This window comes from Winogradskyella undariae (assembly GCF_013285155.1).
GTDB classification, from domain to species: Bacteria; Bacteroidota; Bacteroidia; order Flavobacteriales; family Flavobacteriaceae; genus Winogradskyella; species Winogradskyella undariae.
This window is the reverse complement of the sequence record NZ_JABTEL010000004.1, coordinates 122443-139113: the sequence shown is the minus strand read 5'-3', so window position 1 is coordinate 139113 and position 16671 is coordinate 122443. Positions and strand designations below refer to the sequence as shown.

Sequence of the window (16671 nt, the reverse complement as noted above, 5' to 3'; positions counted from 1 at the left end):
ATCCTTCGACGGCGCTCAAAATGACTTGTTTTTTAATGAAAATGAATATTGGTTTCAATAGTTGCAAAACGACGAAACATTTCCATAACGCCACAGTATTTTTCAACAGATAAATTAACGGCGCGTTCACATTTTTTTTCGTTTGAATCTGCTCCGTAAAAATGATAATCCACAGTAACGGTATGGTAATACTTAGGATGTTCGTCTGTTAATTCACCTGAAACATCCATTTTAAAATCTTTAATTTCAACTTTCATTTTATCTAAAGTAGAAATAACATCCAAGCCAGAACAGCCAGCTAAAGAAGATAGCATCATGGCTTTTGGAGACAGGCCATTTCTTTGGTCGGTACCTTCAATATTTGTATCCATAAGGACCGTTTTTCCACTTGGATTATCAGATTCAAAAGTTAATCCACCTTTCCAATTTGTCGTGATTTTATGTTGCATAATTTCTGATTTTAAAAGTTATATATAGTTGAAGTGTTTAAGGCTGTATTTTTGTTAAATCTTAAAATACTATCTTAGTTACCTCAAAAATACTACTAAAAAAATAACTATGGCATTAGTAACACCTTTGTCTGCTGAGCACGATTTAGAAACCAAAGCGTTAGCAGAATTCTTTAATGAAACCCTTGGGTTTTGTCCTAATTCGGTTTTAACCATGCAACGCAGACCCGTAATAAGTAAAGCGTTTATCAATTTGAATAAAGCCGTTATGGCTAATGAAGGGCGAGTAACCTCAGCTTTAAAACGTATGATTGCTTGGGTGAGTAGTAATGCAACGGGTTGTCGTTATTGCCAAGCGCACGCCATTAGAGCTGCGGAACGTTATGGTGCGGAACAAGAGCAGTTAGATAATATTTGGGAATACAGGACGCACGCTGCTTTTAGCGATGCAGAACGTGCGGCTTTAGATTTTAGTTTGGCAGCAAGCCAAGTACCAAATGCCGTAAATGCTGAAATAAAAGAACGTTTATACCAACATTGGGATGAAGGTGAAATTGTAGAAATGTTGGGGGTAATTTCACTTTTTGGTTATTTAAACCGTTGGAATGATTCTATGGGAACTTCTATTGAAGAAGGTGCTGTTGAAAGTGGTGAAAAATATTTAGGAAAACATGGTTACGAAGTTGGTAAACATGATGGATCGGAATATTAGATTTTAAACACTTTATTTTTTAAATAAATAAGAAAAAAACTTTACTAGAAATAGTGAGGTTTTTCTGTGTTATTTTAAATATATAGTATTAAGAAAGTAGTGATTTTACCTTCTTTCGTAATTCAGGAACAACCAATTCCTCAAACCAAGGATTTTTACTTCTCCAAAATCTATTGGTTGGCGACGGGTGTGGAATAGGAAAATATTTGGGTAAATATTCTTTATAGTCCCCAACGGTTTCTGTTAATGTGCGTTTTGCTTTCTCTTTTAAATAATACTTCTGTGCGTAAGCACCAATTAAAATAATCAATTCCACATTTGGCATTTTATTTAATAATGCATCGTGCCATTTTGGTGCACACTCTGGTCGTGGAGGTAAATCTCCTGTTTTTGCTTTTCCTGGATAACAAAACCCCATAGGTATAATGGCGAAGTTTTTAACATTGTAAAATTGCGCTTCTGTAACATTAAGCCATTCTCTTAATCTTTTTCCGCTTTGGTCGTTCCAAGGAATTCCAGATTCATGAACCTTAATTCCCGGCGCTTGCCCAATAATTACAATTTTAGAATTGCTATTTGCTGTTACTACAGGCCTTGGGTCTAATGGTAAATGTGCTTTGCAAACAGTACATTGGCTTATGTTATGCAGTAAGTCTTTCATAGTTTATTCTTCATCCTTCAGCATGCTTTTTAAATCACTAGCGTAAGATGGATATGTAAAGATCTGTTTTTTAAATTCATTTGTAGTTAAACCTTCATTTAAAGCAACGGTCAAAACATTAATAGTTTCATTGGCTTGTGAGCTTAATAAATGAGCACCTACAATTTTATCTGTACGTTCGTTAACTATTATTTTATAGGCATAAGCTTCTGCGTTTTCCTTTTTGGCATTATACCATTCTGAGGCATCACCTTTATAAATTTTTACATTTTTATAACGACTTTTAGCTTCTTCTTCAGAATAACCAACCGTAGCCAATTGTGGATGTGTAAAAACGACAGAAGGGACTAACGGATTTTCAAATTCTTTAGTATTACCATTTATAATATTGTGGCCAGCAATGTAGCCTTGCAACCCAGATAAAGGTGTTAAGGGTAAAGATTTACTAGAAACATCGCCACAAGCATATACGTTTTCATTACTTGTACTTTGCATAAAGTCGTTTACTAAAATACCAGTTTCATCTGCTTTTATATTGGCTTGGTCTAAATCTAGTTTTTCAATAGCAGGAACACGTCCAGCAGTATTAAAAACTTTTCTGGCTTTTATAGTTTTAGATTTACCATCTTTTTGAAATGTTAGTTTTAGGTTTTTCTTACCTTTTTTAATGTTTTCAGGTTGTACATCGTATATAAATTGAACACCTCTTTTTTCTAAAACCTTCGTTAGTTTTTCGACTAAAAACGAATCGAATTGTGATAATACTTGTTGTCCAATTTCAATCATTGTCACTTTGCACCCCATTGTAGAAAGCATATAGCAAAATTCCATACCAACATAACCCGAACCAATGAATATGGCTGATTCAGGAATTTTTTTCAACTTTAAAATAGCATCACTTGTTTGTAGAAATTCAGCACCTTTAAACTCAAGAGTTCTTGGTACAAAACCTGTTGCAATTACAAACTTATCAGCAGAAATAGTTTTGCCTTCTACAGTAATTTCGTTTTTACTGATGAATTTTGGGGATTGATGGTATAAGTCAATCCCAAGATCTACCAAGTTATTTTCAGTAGATAAAGGAACAGGTTTTGTGAAAGTAGATTTGAATTTCTGAACGGCTTTCCATTTAATTTTGGGTCCATTTTTAATCCCTAAACTTTCAAGTTGCTTAGCTTTTTGCTCTAAATCGGCAAATTGCATTAATACTTTTTTAGGATCGCAACCTCTTGTGGCGCAAGTACCGCCAAATTCTCGTTTATCTGAAATAGCAACTGTTTTTCCGGCTGCAATACAAGCTTTTGCTGCGGTTTGTCCGGCAATACCACTTCCAATTACAAATACGTCGTAATGTATAGTTTCCATAGTTTTATTTTGAAATAGAAAATTATGGAAACTAAGCGGGAAAGACTGATGCTGATGAGGTAAAGATTAACCCAATTACGAAAAATGGGTTATTTCTTTTTTAAAGGAAAGATTTCAAAATGTAAACCCGTAAAACCTGTTGTTATAAAATTTCTAATATTTTGATGTCCTGCTCCTGTTGGATTTATTAAAACATCTTCAAAATAATAAGTTCCAAAACAAGCTAAGGTTTCTTCTTTTGTTAAATTCTGATCTACAGCAAAGGCAAACAATTTACAAGATCCTGAATTTTGATCTACAGCATTTTCTATAGTTCCATTGGTGAAAGCGGTTGGTGTAAATTGGTAATAGGTTTCTATTACGGCCATTGTTTCAGAAAACGCAATCTGTTTTGGACTCGATTTAAGTTTGGCTAAAAAATCTTCTAAAGTCATATTTCTATTTATGTTTTCCGTCTACAACAATTACAATTTCGCCTTTTGGTGGTTTGTTGGTATAATGTTCTAAGACTTCTTTTGCGGTTCCTCTTATGGTTTCTTCGTAAAGTTTAGTAATTTCTCTAGAAACAGAAACCAATCGGTCTTCACCAAAATATTCGCAAAAATGACCTAGGGTTTTAATTAACTTGTGTGGACTTTCGTAAAAAATAATAGTTCTTGTTTCTTCTGCTAAAAGTAACAGTCTTGTTTGTCTTCCTTTTTTAACAGGAAGAAAACCTTCAAAAACAAACTTATCGTTTGGTAATCCGCTATTAACCAAAGCGGGTACAAATGCGGTTGCGCCAGGTAGGCAATCCACTTCTATATGATGTTCTACACAAGCTCTTACTAGTAGAAACCCTGGGTCGGAAATAGCAGGTGTTCCTGCATCACTAATCACAGCTATTGTTAATCCTGCTTTAAGTTTTTCTATTAAATGGTCAACCGTTTTATGCTCGTTATGCATATGGTGACTTTGCATATGTGTGGTAATTTCAAAATGCTTTAAAAGTTTACCTGAAGTTCTAGTGTCTTCGGCTAAAATTAAATCTACTTCTTTTAAAACCTCGACAGCTCTAAAAGTGATATCTTTTAAATTTCCAATTGGTGTCGGTACTAAGTAAAGTTTACTCATATTTATTTCTCGCGAAATCGAGAATATTTTATAATTATTATCTAGTCTCTTAAATATTTACCTAAAAAGTAGGACGGAAAAAGGACTACTAATCCGTAAAATGAAAAGCCAAAAATACCATGACCAGCATAATGGTGTGCTGCAGTTGCTAAAACTAAATCAAAGAAGAAGCCAGCATAAGCCCATTCTGTAAGCCACTTACTTTTTCGCCATAAAACCATTGCAATACCAAGAAGTTTTAAAATAGCGAGTGGAATAACAAAATAACTAGGATAGTTTAGACTTTCAAAATAACCTTTTGTCATTTCTGTGTTTAACAGATACATCTGTGCTGAATACAGAAAAATTAAGCATAATAATACTGTACAAAACCAATAAATAATTTGTTTGATTCTCATTAATTAAATTTTCCTTCAATTAGTTGAAGAAAACGTTCTTCATATTCTTCTTTTCCTTTCCAATTATTATAGTCTGGTTTTACCATTTCTATAATTAAAGATTTAGCTTCTGGTAAAGTTGCTGTGGTATTAATTTGAGAAATTACACGATCATAATCTTCACTTTCTCCTTCAAATAAATGTTTAATAAAAGCTAATTTGTCGTTAAGTCCTACTTTTAAGTTTTGCCCTTTCAGTTTATCGTTTAATGATTTGTTTGTTGATTCTACTTCGTTTATTTCAACTTCACGCTTTTGTGCTTCTTCAATAGGTTCAAATTCTGGTATTTTATCAAAACCAGAAGTAATGGTTTCAAACTCAATTGAAGATTGTTGTGTTTCGGTTTCTTCTGGTAAGACTTTTTCTGGTGTTGGTATTTTTTCAACTACAGGTTTTTCTTTAACCTCTTCATCGGGCATATGAGATACTAAGTCTTTAATCTTAGTCATCACAGGTTCCATTATTGCCTCATCTTCGGTTTCATCTAAATGAACATAAGTCTTATCTTCAATTTCTATGTTGTCACTATATTTATTGTTGAAAGCGGTTTCTAACATGTCGAAAAAAGAAGAATCATGACCAATTGTTGGAAGTCTGTCTTCAAAGTTATCTTTTGCAAATTTTAAAACCGTCAGTTTCTCATAGAGCACAGCAACTTCTTCGTGAAGTTTATTGATGTCTTCTCTGCCTGTTAATTTTAGAATCCTATGGGCAATACTTACTAATTCTGATTCTAATTTCTTTTTCATAGTTCTAAATTTTTATAATGAAGCACTTTAGCATTTTTTAGTTTTGAAAATCAATTCTTACACCAAATAAAAGAGGAATATAGTCTCTTTATTTTCTTTTCGTAAGTTTTGCTTTCTATTTTTTAATAAATTTGTCTCACCTTTATAAAATCGAAGATCGATCTTTGATTTAGTGCTAAAATTACAAAATGTTTCTCGAAAATACAGTAAATCAGAAAGAACAATTTGGGTGGATTGAAGTCATCTGCGGATCTATGTTTTCCGGTAAAACGGAAGAATTAATTCGTCGGTTAAAACGTGCCCAATTTGCAAAACAAAAAGTTGAAATTTTCAAACCCGCTGTAGATGTGCGTTACGACGAAGAAATGGTTGTTTCTCACGATGCTAATGAAATTCGCTCTACACCAGTTCCTGCTGCTGCAAATATTCCAATATTAGCAGACGGTTGTGATGTGGTTGGTATTGATGAAGCGCAATTCTTTGATGATGAAATTGTACGTGTTTGTAATGATTTAGCAAACAAAGGAATCCGAGTTATCGTTGCGGGTTTAGATATGGATTTTAAAGGTAACCCTTTTGGACCTATGCCTAATCTTATGGCAACAGCAGAATACGTTACTAAGGTGCATGCGGTTTGTACAAAAACAGGAAATTTAGCACAATATAGTCATAGAAAAACGCTTAGTGATGAGTTAGTTTTACTTGGTGAAGTTGATGAATATGAACCCTTAAGTAGAGCAGCGTATTATAAAAGTATTCAAAGAGATAAATTAAGGCAGCTTAATGTAAATGATGCAAAGGAAATGGACTCTAAAGAAGACGATAATGCCTAAAGCGCAGGAAACAGTTCTCGAAATTGATTTAAGTGCATTAACTCAAAATTACAACTACTTAAAATCTAAATTACAGCCAGAAACTAAGTTTTTAGCGGTAGTAAAAGCTTATGCCTACGGAAGTGATTCTGTAGAATTGGCAAAGCATCTTCAAAAATTAGGTGCCGATTATTTTGCTGTTGCATACACCCAAGAAGGTATTGCTTTAAGAGATGCAGGAGTTACAACACCTATTTTGGTTTTGCATCCGCAGTCTTTAAATGCAGAAACTTTAATTGATAGATGTTTAGAGCCTAGTATTTATAGCGCTAGACTATTAAACGATTTTATAGCTGTAGCAGAACAACGTGGTCAGAAAAATTACCCTGTTCATATTAAATTCAATACAGGTTTAAATCGTTTAGGGTTTGACGAGAAGGATGTCGAGTCTATTGTGTCTCAATTAAAAGCGACTACAGCCGTACAAGCAAAATCATTATTTTCTCATTTGGCAGCGAGTGAAGATCTTGAAGAAAAAGATTTTACAGAGCAACAAATAAAAACCTTCAAATCTATAACCGAAAATTTTAAAACAAAATCAGGAACGGAGCCTTGGTTACATTTATGTAATACTTCAGGAATTATTAATTATCCTGAAGCGCATTTCAATATGGTGCGAAGTGGAATTGGACTCTATGGTTTTGGGAATTCGGAAGAAGAAGATAAAAATTTTAAGCCTATTGCTAGTTTGAAATCGGTTGTTTCTCAAATTCATGATGTTGAAAAAGGGAAATCTGTCGGTTATAATAGGGCTTATACTTCAAATAATAACGAAAGAATTGCTACAATCCCAATTGGTCATGCTGATGGTATCAGTCGTATTTATGGCAACAAAAAAGGATTTGTATTTATAAATGGAGAAAAAGCATATATCATTGGTAATGTGTGTATGGACATGATTATGGTAGATGTTACTGACATTCACTGTAAAGAAGGTGATGAGGTAATTGTCTTCGATGCCACTCATAAAGTTAATGATCTTGCGGAATCTGCAGGTACAATTTCTTATGAAATTCTAACAGCATTATCGCAACGTATTAAACGCGTTTTTATACCGTAATAATCTTTTTGTTAACTTCTTGTGACTTTTTTATTAACTTGGTGTCTTAATTAATAGCCTAACTAAAAATTAAAAACTAAATTATGTTAAAAGAATTCAAAGAATTTGCAATGAAGGGCAACCTTATAGACATTGCTGTTGGTTTTGTAATGGGTGCTGCTTTTAAAGAAGTAGTTACTGCATTTACAGGAGGTATTGTATCTCCATTAATTGGTATGATTTTCGACTCAGACTTTAAAGCGTTGAGGTACCAATTAAAAGAGGGAACTTTAAATGACGCTGGCGAAATGGTTGGTGATGTTTTCTTAGAATATGGTACATTCTTAACTAACGTTATTGACTTTATCATTGTAGCATTTGTTATGTTCCTTGTTGTAAAAGGAGTTAATAATATGAAGAAGAAAGAAGAGCCTGCACCAGCTGCGCCTGCAGGACCAACTGAACTTGATTTATTAAAAGAAATCAGAGATTCATTAAAAAAATAAAATACGTATAGCTTCATCGCTACACTATTATTTTAATCAAACCCAGACTGTAAAAGTCTGGGTTTTCTTTGTTGTAATATTTTGTAATGCATATCCGATAAATAGTACCCTTTATTTTTATCAGATTTTTAAGACTAAATTACTCTAATTAGTAAAAGAAATATTCTAATTTTGATATCTTAGCTTTGTGTTTTGTGAAGCATTTAGAGCTAAAAATTAGTCACTTATAAAAAATAAGTGGTAGATGTAACATTAGATTTTTAAGAAATATTAAATTGAAACGTATGAAAGTAGCAATTGTAGGTGCAACAGGTATGGTTGGCAACGTAATGCTTAAAGTATTAGAGGAACGTAATTTCCCTTTAGATGAATTATTATTGGTAGCTTCAGAGCGTTCTGCAGGTAAGATATTAAAATATAAAGGAAAGGATATTAAGGTAATTAGTATTCCTACAGCTATTGAAGCACGTCCCGATATTGCTTTGTTTTCTGCTGGAGGAGGTACATCTTTAGAATGGGCACCAAAATTTGCTGAGGTTGGGACAACGGTTATCGATAATTCTTCGGCATGGAGAATGGATGGTTCTAAAAAATTAATAGTTCCGGAAATTAATGCAGGTGAATTATCTAAAACAGATAAAATTATAGCGAACCCAAATTGCTCTACCATTCAAATGGTAATGGCATTAGCACCACTTCATAAAAAATATAAAATTAAACGTCTTGTTATTTCTACATATCAGTCTGTATCTGGTACAGGTGTAAAAGCGGTAGAACAAATGGAGAATGAAATAGCAGGTAAAGAAGGTGATATGGCTTATCCTTACCCAATTCATAAAAACGCAATTCCACAATGTGATGTTTTTGAAGAAAATGGATATACCAAAGAAGAAATGAAATTGGTAAATGAAACGCGCAAAATTCTTTGTGACGACTCTATTGCTGTAACGGCAACAGCAGTTAGAATTCCAACTGCTGGTGGACACAGTGAATCTATTAATGTAGAGTTTGAATCTGATTTTGATGTTAACGATGTTAAAACATTACTTAGTGAAACAGATGGTGTTACGTTACAAGATAATTTAGATGAAAACCTTTATCCTATGCCAATGTATGCACATGGTAAAGATGATGTTTTTGTGGGACGTATTAGACGAGATGCTTCTCAACCTAACACTTTAAATCTTTGGGTTGTAAGTGATAATCTTAGAAAAGGAGCGGCAACTAACACTGTTCAAATAGCAGAATATCTTATTAAAAATGATTTAGTGTAGCGAGTCATAGTACATCTTTTAATAGCAAGAAATTTAGATATTTCAACTTTATTCATTTTAAAGTTGGTCTAAATTTTTTGCTATTTTTTTTACAACAAGTTTTAGTTTTTTATAATTATCAAATCACTAAAACCTTATATTTGAGGAGATGATATTTTATTTCAAAAAACTAAATTATGAAAAAAATAATCTTTACAATTTTAGCATTTAATATGCTTGTGTCTTGTGAAAATGAAAACAAAGCCGTGAAAACAAAAGCAATAGATTACCCTCAAACCCATAAAGCAGACACTGTAGATACTTATTTTGGTGAAGCAGTTGCAGATCCTTACCGTTGGTTAGAAGATGATAGAAGTGAAGAGACTGAGGCTTGGGTTAAGGCACAAAACGAAACTACATTTGAGTATTTAGATAGTATTCCTTATCGAGAAGAATTAAAAAAACGATTAACGAAACTTTGGAATTACGAAAAAATAGGGTCTCCATTCGTAGAAGGAGATTATACCTACTATCAAAAAAATGACGGCTTACAAAACCAATATGTCATTTATAGATATCAAACAGGTGATGATCCAAGTACCGCAGAGGTATTTTTAGATCCAAATACGTTTAAGGAAGATGGTACTATTTCTTTAGGAGGTACAAGTTTTTCAAAAGATGGTAAAACCTTAGCTTATGCGATTTCTGAAGGAGGAAGTGATTGGAGAAAAATTCTAATCATGAATACTGAAACTAAAGAAATTATTGAAGATACTTTGGTTGATATCAAATTTAGTGGCATGTCTTGGTATAAAAATGAAGGGTTTTATTATTCTAGTTATGATAAACCCGTGGGGAGTGAATTATCTGCAAAAACTGATCAACATAAAGTTTATTACCACAAATTAGGAACAAAACAATCGGAAGATCAATTAATTTATGGCGGTACGGCTGAAGAAAAACACCGTTACATTTATGGTATGGTTACAGATGATGATCATTATTTAGTAATTACGCCTCGTGTTTCAACTTCAGGAAACAAACTTTATATAAAAGATTTAACCATTCCTAATGCGCCTTTAGTAGAAATATTAGGTCATACGGATTCGGATTCTAATATCATAGAAAATGTAGGGTCTAAACTCTACATCATGACAAATTTAGATGCTCCAAATCAAAAGATAGTAACCGTTGATGTTTCAGATCCTAGTCCAGAAAATTGGATTGATTTTATTCCAGAAACAGAAAACGTATTAACGCCTTCAACAGGTGGTGGTTACTTTTTTGCTAATTATATGGTAGATGCTGTTTCAAAAGTATTACAATATGATTACGATGGTAAGTTAATAAGAGAAGTTGGGTTACCAGGAATAGGAACTGTAGGAGGTTTTACAGCAAAGAAAGATGAAAAAGAGCTTTACTATTCATTTACTAATTATGTTACTCCTGGAAGTATCTATAATTATGATATAGAAAAAGGAACATCAGCGTTATATACAAAACCAAGTATTGATTTTAATCCAGAAGATTACGAAAGCAAACAAGTTTTTTATGAATCTAAGGATGGGACTAAAGTTCCGATGATTATTACTTGTAAAAAAGGATTAGAGCTTAATGGCAAAAACCCAACTATTTTATATGGATATGGTGGTTTTAATATTAGCTTAACGCCTAGTTTTAGTATTGCAAATGCTGTTTGGATGGAACAAGGTGGTGTTTATGCTGTTGCTAATTTAAGAGGTGGTGGAGAATACGGAAAATCATGGCATAATGCAGGGACAAAGCTTCAAAAACAAAATGTGTTTGATGATTTTATTGCCGCTGCAGAATATCTTATTTCAGAAAAGTATACATCATCAGATTTCTTAGCGATTAGAGGGGGGTCTAACGGAGGTTTATTGGTTGGGGCAACAATGACGCAACGACCAGAATTAATGAAAGTAGCTTTACCTGCAGTTGGTGTTTTAGACATGTTACGTTACCACACATTTACTGCTGGTGCTGGTTGGGCTTATGATTACGGAACTGCAGAAGATAATAAAGAAATGTTTGAATATTTAAAAGGATATTCTCCAGTTCATAATGTAAAAGAAGGAGCACAATATCCTGCAACACTTGTTACTACTGGTGATCATGACGATAGAGTGGTACCTGCACACAGCTTTAAATTTGCTGCTGAATTACAGAGTAAACAGACAGGAGATAATCCAACTTTAATAAGAATTGAGACCGATGCTGGTCATGGTGCTGGTACTCCTGTTAGTAAGACAATAGAGCAGTATGCTGATATTTATGGTTTTACACTTTATAACATGGGTTTTAAAGTTTTGCCAGTAAAAATGAATTAAAAGTTAGATTGTAAATTTATCAAGGGCTCAAGTTTAAATTACAATTGCCTTTAATAATAATATTAAAAACCGTTTGAGAAATCAAGCGGTTTTTTTATGCTGATTCTTTAATGATATAGTATTTTTGTAAAATGCTTAAAGTAAAAAACATCACTTTCGGATATTCTAAAACTAAGGTTTTAAATGCAATTGACTTTAATGTTAAAGCTGGAGAAAATCTCGCTATTATAGGTGAAAGTGGCTCGGGAAAGAGTACGCTTCTAAAACTTATTTATGGGGAGTATGATTTAGATAAAGGTCAGATTTTTTGGAAAGATGAAGAAATCTTAGGTCCAAAATATAATTTGGTTGTTGGTTATGAGTTTATGAAGTCAGTTAGCCAAGAATTTGATTTAATGCCAGTAACGACGGTTGCAGAGAATATTGGAAAATTTCTTTCTAATTTTTACCCCGAAGAAAAGCAGAGACGTACCAAAGAACTTATAGAGGTTGTAGAGCTTGAAGCTTTTGCTAATACTAAAGTTAGAATGTTAAGTGGTGGTCAAAAACAACGTGTAGCGATTGCTAGGGCATTAGCTAAGCAACCTGAGATTTTATTGTTAGACGAGCCTTTTAGTCATATCGATAATTTTCAGAAACAAGGACTTAGACGTAATGTGTTTAATTATCTAAAAGCGAATAGTATTGCTTGTATTGTTGCTACGCACGACAGAAATGATGTTCTTGGATTTGCAGATGAAATTATAGTCTTAGATGAGTCTAAAATTATAGCTAAAGATACGCCTCAAAATTTATACAAAAACCCACAACTTCCTTTAATTGCTTCCTTTTTTGCTGAGTTTAATGTTATTGACCCTTACGGGATTGTTTACGAACATCAAATTAAAATTGTAAAAGACTCTAATTTTAAAGCGATTGTTAGAAGAGCTTATTTTAAAGGGAATTCTTGGTTAATTGAAGTAGATTACAAATCTGAATCACTATTTATTGAGCATGGTGTTGAATTAGAAAAAGGATTGGAAATTCAATTTTCAATCTCTTTATAATTTTTTACTGAAGTTTTTAGTTTTTTAAGCATTCTATTACGCAATTTTAGAGGTTTTAAAACTTCAATACTATCACCAAAACCTAAAATGAGACGCTCTAATTCAAAATTAATCTGAACAAAAATGTTAAAAATCACACCATTATTTGTTTTTTCAATGATGCGTTGCGATGCATGGAAGGGCTTTGTAATTACATAAGGTGCATTTTTGTTGTCTATTTTAAACTGAATGCGTTCTGCTCTAGAGTTTGAAACTGTAACACCAACAACGTCTTTGTAATAGTGGTCACCATCAATTTTAAAATCTTCATAATTCTCATTTTCAAGTATTACAATTTCGTTCATTCGGTCTAATGCGAAAGTGATAAATTTTCCGTTTTGACTTGCTAATAAAAACCAGCGATTATTGAATTCTTTTAGTAATTGTGGATGCGCTTTCTGCACACTAGCCTCACGGGCTTTAAAAGATTGATAAGATATTTCAATCACCTTTTTTGTTTGAATAGCCTCGTATAAAGTATCAATAAATTCAAGACCTTTTAGCTGTTCGTTTTTATCTAAATGAATGATCGCTCGTTTATCTTTTTGCGATGAATTTACAGAGTCTTCTAAACGCTGTAAAACACCATCCATTTCTTTAAATAGCGAAAAATCTTTAAACTGCCTCAGTAACTGAATGGCTTCATTCATTACTTTGATATCTTTATCCGTTACAGGAATATTAATAATACTATAGTCCGCATCTTCATACTTATAAAACTTACGATCGTAAACCACAATTGGGGCATTGTAACCTAGCTTATCGCTTCGCATCATTTGTAAATCTAACTGAACGGTACGTTTGCTAACATCAACATCTTTGCCTTCATATTCGTAAAGCGCATCTGAAACCGCTTCAATTAGGTCGTTGAGCGTCCATTTTTTAAACTGATTTTGAAGACACTTATCAATGGTTTTATATCTAATTAATGCGTTTTTGTTTACTGCCATATTGCTAAATCATTTTATACTAAGACTTAGCAGGTTTTAAAAACCTAGCAAGTCTAAAACTATAAATTTAAACGAAAAAAACAATACGCAAAAGGATTACGTAGTTGCTGAAACTTTTCATTTCAAAAAAAATTGCCATATTTGCACTAATAAATAACTAAAACAATAAATCTATGATACTACATAAATCAAAATATAGGATGCTGAAAAGCTATTTCTGTAGTGTAGAGAAATAGATAAAACTAAAATATTCAAGTTTAAAAAAGCATCCTCTTAAAAAAGGATGCTTTTTTTATTAATTTTTTTCAAGTTGATAATTATGCATGCCTAAAACGCAAATAACTACACTTCAATTTGTTAGATAATCTGCCATTTGCGGACAGGGATAACTTATTTTAAATTCGACGTAAATACTTGATTAACAATAAAATATGTTTAAATATAATTTGGATAGTTCAAAAATATCCCTTTATATTTGCAGCGGAATAATATTCCAAATTAGTCGCTAAGCATTACTGAAATGAAAATATATTTTCATAGAATGTACCCAAGAAAAGCTTGCTAAGCACAACCAAAATAGAAATAGAATTAAAAATTAGAAACTATGAGTTTATGTATAACATATCAAAACAATCCAAAAGGAATTCTGCCTTTTGTGATGCTTCGTGATTATCGTTAGATAAACTTTTCAAATTTATAAATGAGAAATCCGAAGCCAGTTAAACACTGTTTCGGATTTTTTGTTTTCCACAATTAGCGATTCTGCTAAACATCTTTCCACAAACAGTAAAAAATTAAAACTGATCCTATATGTCACGTTGAGCGCAGTCGAAACGTCTCGTATAGTTTTACGTAAGAATTATTAAAACAATTTTAAAATGAAACACACACAATTCACATAGAAACCGATTCCTAATTCGAAGTAATTATTGGAATCACCAAAACAGACAAAAAACAATTTTTAACATGTCTAATGAAACCAATAAACATAAAAGAACAGCGGTTAAAAGAAGTCTGTCGTTTACAAAATAGGCAATGGGAAATTTGGAAACTTCAACGTGAGTTAGGTTACATTAAATTAAAAGAACCTATACGTCACGGTTGGTATAAAGAAATTGTTATAACAGAAAGAATTGAACGCTATAAAAACAAGGCTGAAATTCTAGAACTTTATAATAAAATCGAAAGGTATTATTGGGGAAGAACGAAAGAAGAGGCAGAAAAGAAATGGCTGAATCAAACGTCAAAACATCTCATATACAAAGGGTTTCCGACTATAAGCAAAAAGCAATTTAATAAACTAAGTTTTAAAGCACAATGTATGTGTACTGCGTTTCAGTTTAGAAACGAAAACAAAAAACTAAGCGTTCGATTTTATATAAGAATCCCAAAAGGAGCCTATAGAATTAAACACGCAAGAGCTTACATAACCCATAGAAAACGTATTGACCCAGAATTAATTAGAGAAGCAGATTATATCACATCTCAATTTAATAAAAAAGGCTATTACAACATTTATGAAGCTATGAATCCTTGGAAAGACGACTGGAATTTAACCTATTTCAAACAAGAAAAATTAAAAACAAAAAGACATCTCAAAGGGCTAAAAAAATACGCGCTTAAGGATGTTATTAACGAAACAGTATCATGGGAAAACCATTAATAAATACTAAAATAATACAAATAACCTCAGGACGAGGACCAGCAGAATGTTGTTGGGTCGTGGCTCAAATTCTAAAACATTTCTTAGAATCTGTTAACGACAAGGATATTGAATATAAAATCCTAGATAGAGAAAAAGGTATTGAAAACATGACGTTACATTCTGTAACTGTTCAACTCAAAGGCAATAATCTAAGTCGGTTTTTAAGTCAGTGGACAGGAACAATTCAGTGGATTGGCACTTCAACTTTTAGACCACAACACAAGCGTAAAAACTGGTTTGTTGGTTTATATGAAATACGGAAAAGTGAACAATTTCAAATTCTTGAAAAAGATATCACGTATCAAGCCACTCGAAGTTCTGGACCAGGAGGGCAACATGTAAACAAAGTGAGCTCAGCTATTAGAGCGACGCATCAGCCCACAAAAACGCAAGTGTTGGTTATGGATAGTCGCTCGCAACATCAAAACAAAAAAATAGCAAAAGCACGCTTACAAGAAAAAGTTGCAGAAGTACAATTGGAAGCTTTACAATCTGGAATTAAAAACCAATGGAAAAATCATCTATCGATAGAAAGGGGCAATCCTATAAAAGTTTTTAAAGGCAAAGATTTTAAGAGAAATACAATTGTAAAAGATTTTAAAAAACAACGTTGCGCATTAAAAAATGAATTGCGCAATCAATTAAAAAATTAAAAAATGGACACGAATTTGTTAAACAACTACGTGCTTAAAGCCATAGATGCTTATCCATACGAACTAGAAGAAACAGTAGAAAATCTAAACTACGCCTTATCCTACGAAGCAGACAACGCTTATGCTTTGTACTTAATGGGACGCTTACAAGCAGAGCAGTTTGGTGATTATGAAAAAGCCAAACACTATTACGCAGAGGCTTTGGCTAACAAACTAGATTTTCACAAAGTGTATTCAAAATATATTCTGGTTTTAATGTGGAACGAAGATTACGAAGAAGCTCAAAAACTTATTGACTTTTCTCTAACCGTTAAAGGGTTAAACAAAGGGGAAGTTTACTTGTTTCAAGGGCAACTTTTTGAAATTCTTCAAAAATACAAGAAGGCATTAAAGACTTTAAAGCTCGCAAAAAAGCACGTTTACAATAACAGTTTTATCAGTTTCATCGATTCTGAAATTAAAAGAATTAAGGATAAAAAGAAACCGAAAAAGACTAAAAAAACCAAGTGCAAGAAAAAAAAGAAGAAGAAAAAATAAGAAAATTAACCCAACCTGCGAAGTCCAAACAACTTTGCAGGTTAACTAACAAAACGTAGAGAAGTAAAAAGAAAGCATTCAGAAACCATCGATTTTGGGCCTAATAAAGTAAAAACTCAAGTCCCAAATTTCGACAAAGTCGGAAAACATCAAAATTCAGAAATAATGAGCGAAGAGATGAAGATGCGAAGCGAAGCTTCAAGCACGAAATCTTGAAAGTGAATGATGCTTTAGCAA

Annotated in this window: 18 protein-coding genes; 10 read left to right on the top strand and 8 right to left on the bottom strand. The window is 32.7% G+C overall.

Going from position 1 to position 16671, the window contains the following annotated elements:
- Positions 1-32: 32 nt before the first annotated feature.
- Complete coding sequence (locus HSX10_RS07115; RefSeq protein WP_173587522.1) at positions 33-449, bottom strand: OsmC family protein; 417 nt, start codon at positions 447-449, stop codon at positions 33-35.
- A gap of 109 nt (positions 450-558) precedes the next feature.
- Between HSX10_RS07115 and HSX10_RS07110 the strand changes: the two genes are divergently transcribed.
- Positions 559-1161, top strand: coding sequence for a carboxymuconolactone decarboxylase family protein (locus HSX10_RS07110; protein WP_173587521.1), 603 nt, complete (start codon positions 559-561; stop codon positions 1159-1161).
- An 88-nt stretch (positions 1162-1249) separates the two neighbouring features.
- On the opposite strand, the gene HSX10_RS07105 is transcribed toward HSX10_RS07110, so the two are convergent.
- From HSX10_RS07105 to HSX10_RS07080, 6 genes are all read right to left on the bottom strand, one after another.
- On the bottom strand, positions 1250-1822 hold the full coding sequence (locus tag HSX10_RS07105; protein WP_173587520.1) for a uracil-DNA glycosylase family protein: 573 nt from the start codon (positions 1820-1822) through the stop codon (positions 1250-1252).
- A 3-nt stretch (positions 1823-1825) separates the two neighbouring features.
- A complete protein-coding gene (locus HSX10_RS07100) occupies positions 1826-3187 on the bottom strand; it encodes a dihydrolipoyl dehydrogenase family protein (protein ID WP_173587519.1) in 1362 nt (453 codons plus the stop codon).
- A gap of 89 nt (positions 3188-3276) precedes the next feature.
- On the bottom strand, positions 3277-3621 hold the full coding sequence (locus HSX10_RS07095; protein ID WP_173587518.1) for a HopJ type III effector protein: 345 nt from the start codon (positions 3619-3621) through the stop codon (positions 3277-3279).
- 4 nt (positions 3622-3625) lie between these two features.
- Positions 3626-4300: a 16S rRNA (cytidine(1402)-2'-O)-methyltransferase gene (rsmI, locus tag HSX10_RS07090; protein WP_173587517.1), complete on the bottom strand. Its 675-nt coding sequence runs from the start codon at positions 4298-4300 to the stop codon at positions 3626-3628.
- Positions 4301-4341: 41 nt separating this feature from the next.
- Positions 4342-4698, bottom strand: a complete 357-nt coding sequence (locus HSX10_RS07085) for a DoxX family protein (protein ID WP_173587516.1) — start codon at positions 4696-4698, stop codon at positions 4342-4344.
- Positions 4698-5486: a DUF8457 domain-containing protein gene (locus tag HSX10_RS07080; RefSeq protein ID WP_173587515.1), complete on the bottom strand. Its 789-nt coding sequence runs from the start codon at positions 5484-5486 to the stop codon at positions 4698-4700. The genes HSX10_RS07085 and HSX10_RS07080 overlap by 1 nt, the downstream gene beginning before the upstream one ends.
- 188 nt (positions 5487-5674) lie before the next feature.
- On the opposite strand from HSX10_RS07080, the gene HSX10_RS07075 reads away from it, so the two are divergent.
- The 6 genes from HSX10_RS07075 to HSX10_RS07050 all read left to right on the top strand — a co-directional run bounded on the left by HSX10_RS07075 (position 5675) and on the right by HSX10_RS07050 (position 12550).
- A complete protein-coding gene (locus HSX10_RS07075; protein ID WP_173587514.1) occupies positions 5675-6319 on the top strand; it encodes a thymidine kinase in 645 nt (214 codons plus the stop codon).
- Positions 6312-7418 (top strand): alanine racemase, encoded by a 1107-nt coding sequence (alr, locus tag HSX10_RS07070; protein WP_173587513.1) that lies wholly within the window; start codon positions 6312-6314, stop codon positions 7416-7418. Before HSX10_RS07075 ends, alr begins: the two co-directional genes overlap by 8 nt.
- Before the next feature lie 83 nt (positions 7419-7501).
- The gene (mscL, locus tag HSX10_RS07065; RefSeq protein ID WP_173587512.1) at positions 7502-7903 is read left to right on the top strand and encodes a large conductance mechanosensitive channel protein MscL; all 402 of its coding nucleotides are present in this window, start codon (positions 7502-7504) and stop codon (positions 7901-7903) included.
- A 284-nt stretch (positions 7904-8187) separates the two neighbouring features.
- Positions 8188-9177 carry an aspartate-semialdehyde dehydrogenase gene (locus HSX10_RS07060; protein WP_173587511.1) on the top strand — a complete coding sequence of 330 codons (990 nt, stop codon included), beginning with the start codon at positions 8188-8190 and terminating at the stop codon, positions 9175-9177.
- Between the two features lie 176 nt (positions 9178-9353).
- Entirely contained in the window at positions 9354-11504 is a 2151-nt protein-coding gene (locus HSX10_RS07055; protein ID WP_173587510.1) for a prolyl oligopeptidase family serine peptidase, read from the top strand.
- A 131-nt stretch (positions 11505-11635) separates the two neighbouring features.
- Complete coding sequence (locus HSX10_RS07050) at positions 11636-12550, top strand: ABC transporter ATP-binding protein (RefSeq protein WP_173587509.1); 915 nt, start codon at positions 11636-11638, stop codon at positions 12548-12550.
- Here HSX10_RS07050 and HSX10_RS07045 read toward each other — a convergent pair.
- The gene (locus HSX10_RS07045; RefSeq protein WP_173587508.1) at positions 12529-13539 is read right to left on the bottom strand and encodes a helix-turn-helix transcriptional regulator; all 1011 of its coding nucleotides are present in this window, start codon (positions 13537-13539) and stop codon (positions 12529-12531) included. The genes HSX10_RS07050 and HSX10_RS07045 overlap by 22 nt on opposite strands.
- A 973-nt stretch (positions 13540-14512) precedes the next feature.
- On the opposite strand from HSX10_RS07045, the gene HSX10_RS07040 reads away from it, so the two are divergent.
- Genes HSX10_RS07040 through HSX10_RS07030 form a run of 3 tightly spaced genes read left to right on the top strand, consistent with a single transcriptional unit; the run spans position 14513 to position 16434 of the window.
- Positions 14513-15202 carry a hypothetical protein gene (locus tag HSX10_RS07040; protein ID WP_173587507.1) on the top strand — a complete coding sequence of 230 codons (690 nt, stop codon included), beginning with the start codon at positions 14513-14515 and terminating at the stop codon, positions 15200-15202.
- Complete coding sequence (gene prfH / locus HSX10_RS07035; RefSeq protein WP_173587506.1) at positions 15187-15897, top strand: peptide chain release factor H; 711 nt, start codon at positions 15187-15189, stop codon at positions 15895-15897. Before HSX10_RS07040 ends, prfH begins: the two co-directional genes overlap by 16 nt.
- Positions 15898-15900: 3 nt before the next feature.
- Positions 15901-16434: a tetratricopeptide repeat protein gene (locus HSX10_RS07030; RefSeq protein ID WP_173587505.1), complete on the top strand. Its 534-nt coding sequence runs from the start codon at positions 15901-15903 to the stop codon at positions 16432-16434.
- The last annotated feature ends 237 nt before the right edge of the window (positions 16435-16671 follow it).

Excerpts from the sequence above, each read along its gene's own strand:
- HSX10_RS07115 (WP_173587522.1), bottom strand. The coding sequence starts at position 449 with ATGCAACATAAAATCACGACAAATTGGAAAGGTGGATTAACTTTTGAA.
- HSX10_RS07110 (WP_173587521.1), top strand. The coding sequence starts at position 559 with ATGGCATTAGTAACACCTTTGTCTGCTGAGCACGATTTAGAAACCAAA.
- HSX10_RS07105 (WP_173587520.1), bottom strand. The coding sequence starts at position 1,822 with ATGAAAGACTTACTGCATAACATAAGCCAATGTACTGTTTGCAAAGCA.
- HSX10_RS07100 (WP_173587519.1), bottom strand. The coding sequence starts at position 3,187 with ATGGAAACTATACATTACGACGTATTTGTAATTGGAAGTGGTATTGCC.
- HSX10_RS07095 (WP_173587518.1), bottom strand. The coding sequence starts at position 3,621 with ATGACTTTAGAAGATTTTTTAGCCAAACTTAAATCGAGTCCAAAACAG.
- rsmI (WP_173587517.1), bottom strand. The coding sequence starts at position 4,300 with ATGAGTAAACTTTACTTAGTACCGACACCAATTGGAAATTTAAAAGAT.
- HSX10_RS07085 (WP_173587516.1), bottom strand. The coding sequence starts at position 4,698 with ATGAGAATCAAACAAATTATTTATTGGTTTTGTACAGTATTATTATGC.
- HSX10_RS07080 (WP_173587515.1), bottom strand. The coding sequence starts at position 5,486 with ATGAAAAAGAAATTAGAATCAGAATTAGTAAGTATTGCCCATAGGATT.
- HSX10_RS07075 (WP_173587514.1), top strand. The coding sequence starts at position 5,675 with ATGTTTCTCGAAAATACAGTAAATCAGAAAGAACAATTTGGGTGGATT.
- alr (WP_173587513.1), top strand. The coding sequence starts at position 6,312 with ATGCCTAAAGCGCAGGAAACAGTTCTCGAAATTGATTTAAGTGCATTA.
- mscL (WP_173587512.1), top strand. The coding sequence starts at position 7,502 with ATGTTAAAAGAATTCAAAGAATTTGCAATGAAGGGCAACCTTATAGAC.
- HSX10_RS07060 (WP_173587511.1), top strand. The coding sequence starts at position 8,188 with ATGAAAGTAGCAATTGTAGGTGCAACAGGTATGGTTGGCAACGTAATG.
- HSX10_RS07055 (WP_173587510.1), top strand. The coding sequence starts at position 9,354 with ATGAAAAAAATAATCTTTACAATTTTAGCATTTAATATGCTTGTGTCT.
- HSX10_RS07050 (WP_173587509.1), top strand. The coding sequence starts at position 11,636 with ATGCTTAAAGTAAAAAACATCACTTTCGGATATTCTAAAACTAAGGTT.
- HSX10_RS07045 (WP_173587508.1), bottom strand. The coding sequence starts at position 13,539 with ATGGCAGTAAACAAAAACGCATTAATTAGATATAAAACCATTGATAAG.
- HSX10_RS07040 (WP_173587507.1), top strand. The coding sequence starts at position 14,513 with ATGAAACCAATAAACATAAAAGAACAGCGGTTAAAAGAAGTCTGTCGT.
- prfH (WP_173587506.1), top strand. The coding sequence starts at position 15,187 with ATGGGAAAACCATTAATAAATACTAAAATAATACAAATAACCTCAGGA.
- HSX10_RS07030 (WP_173587505.1), top strand. The coding sequence starts at position 15,901 with ATGGACACGAATTTGTTAAACAACTACGTGCTTAAAGCCATAGATGCT.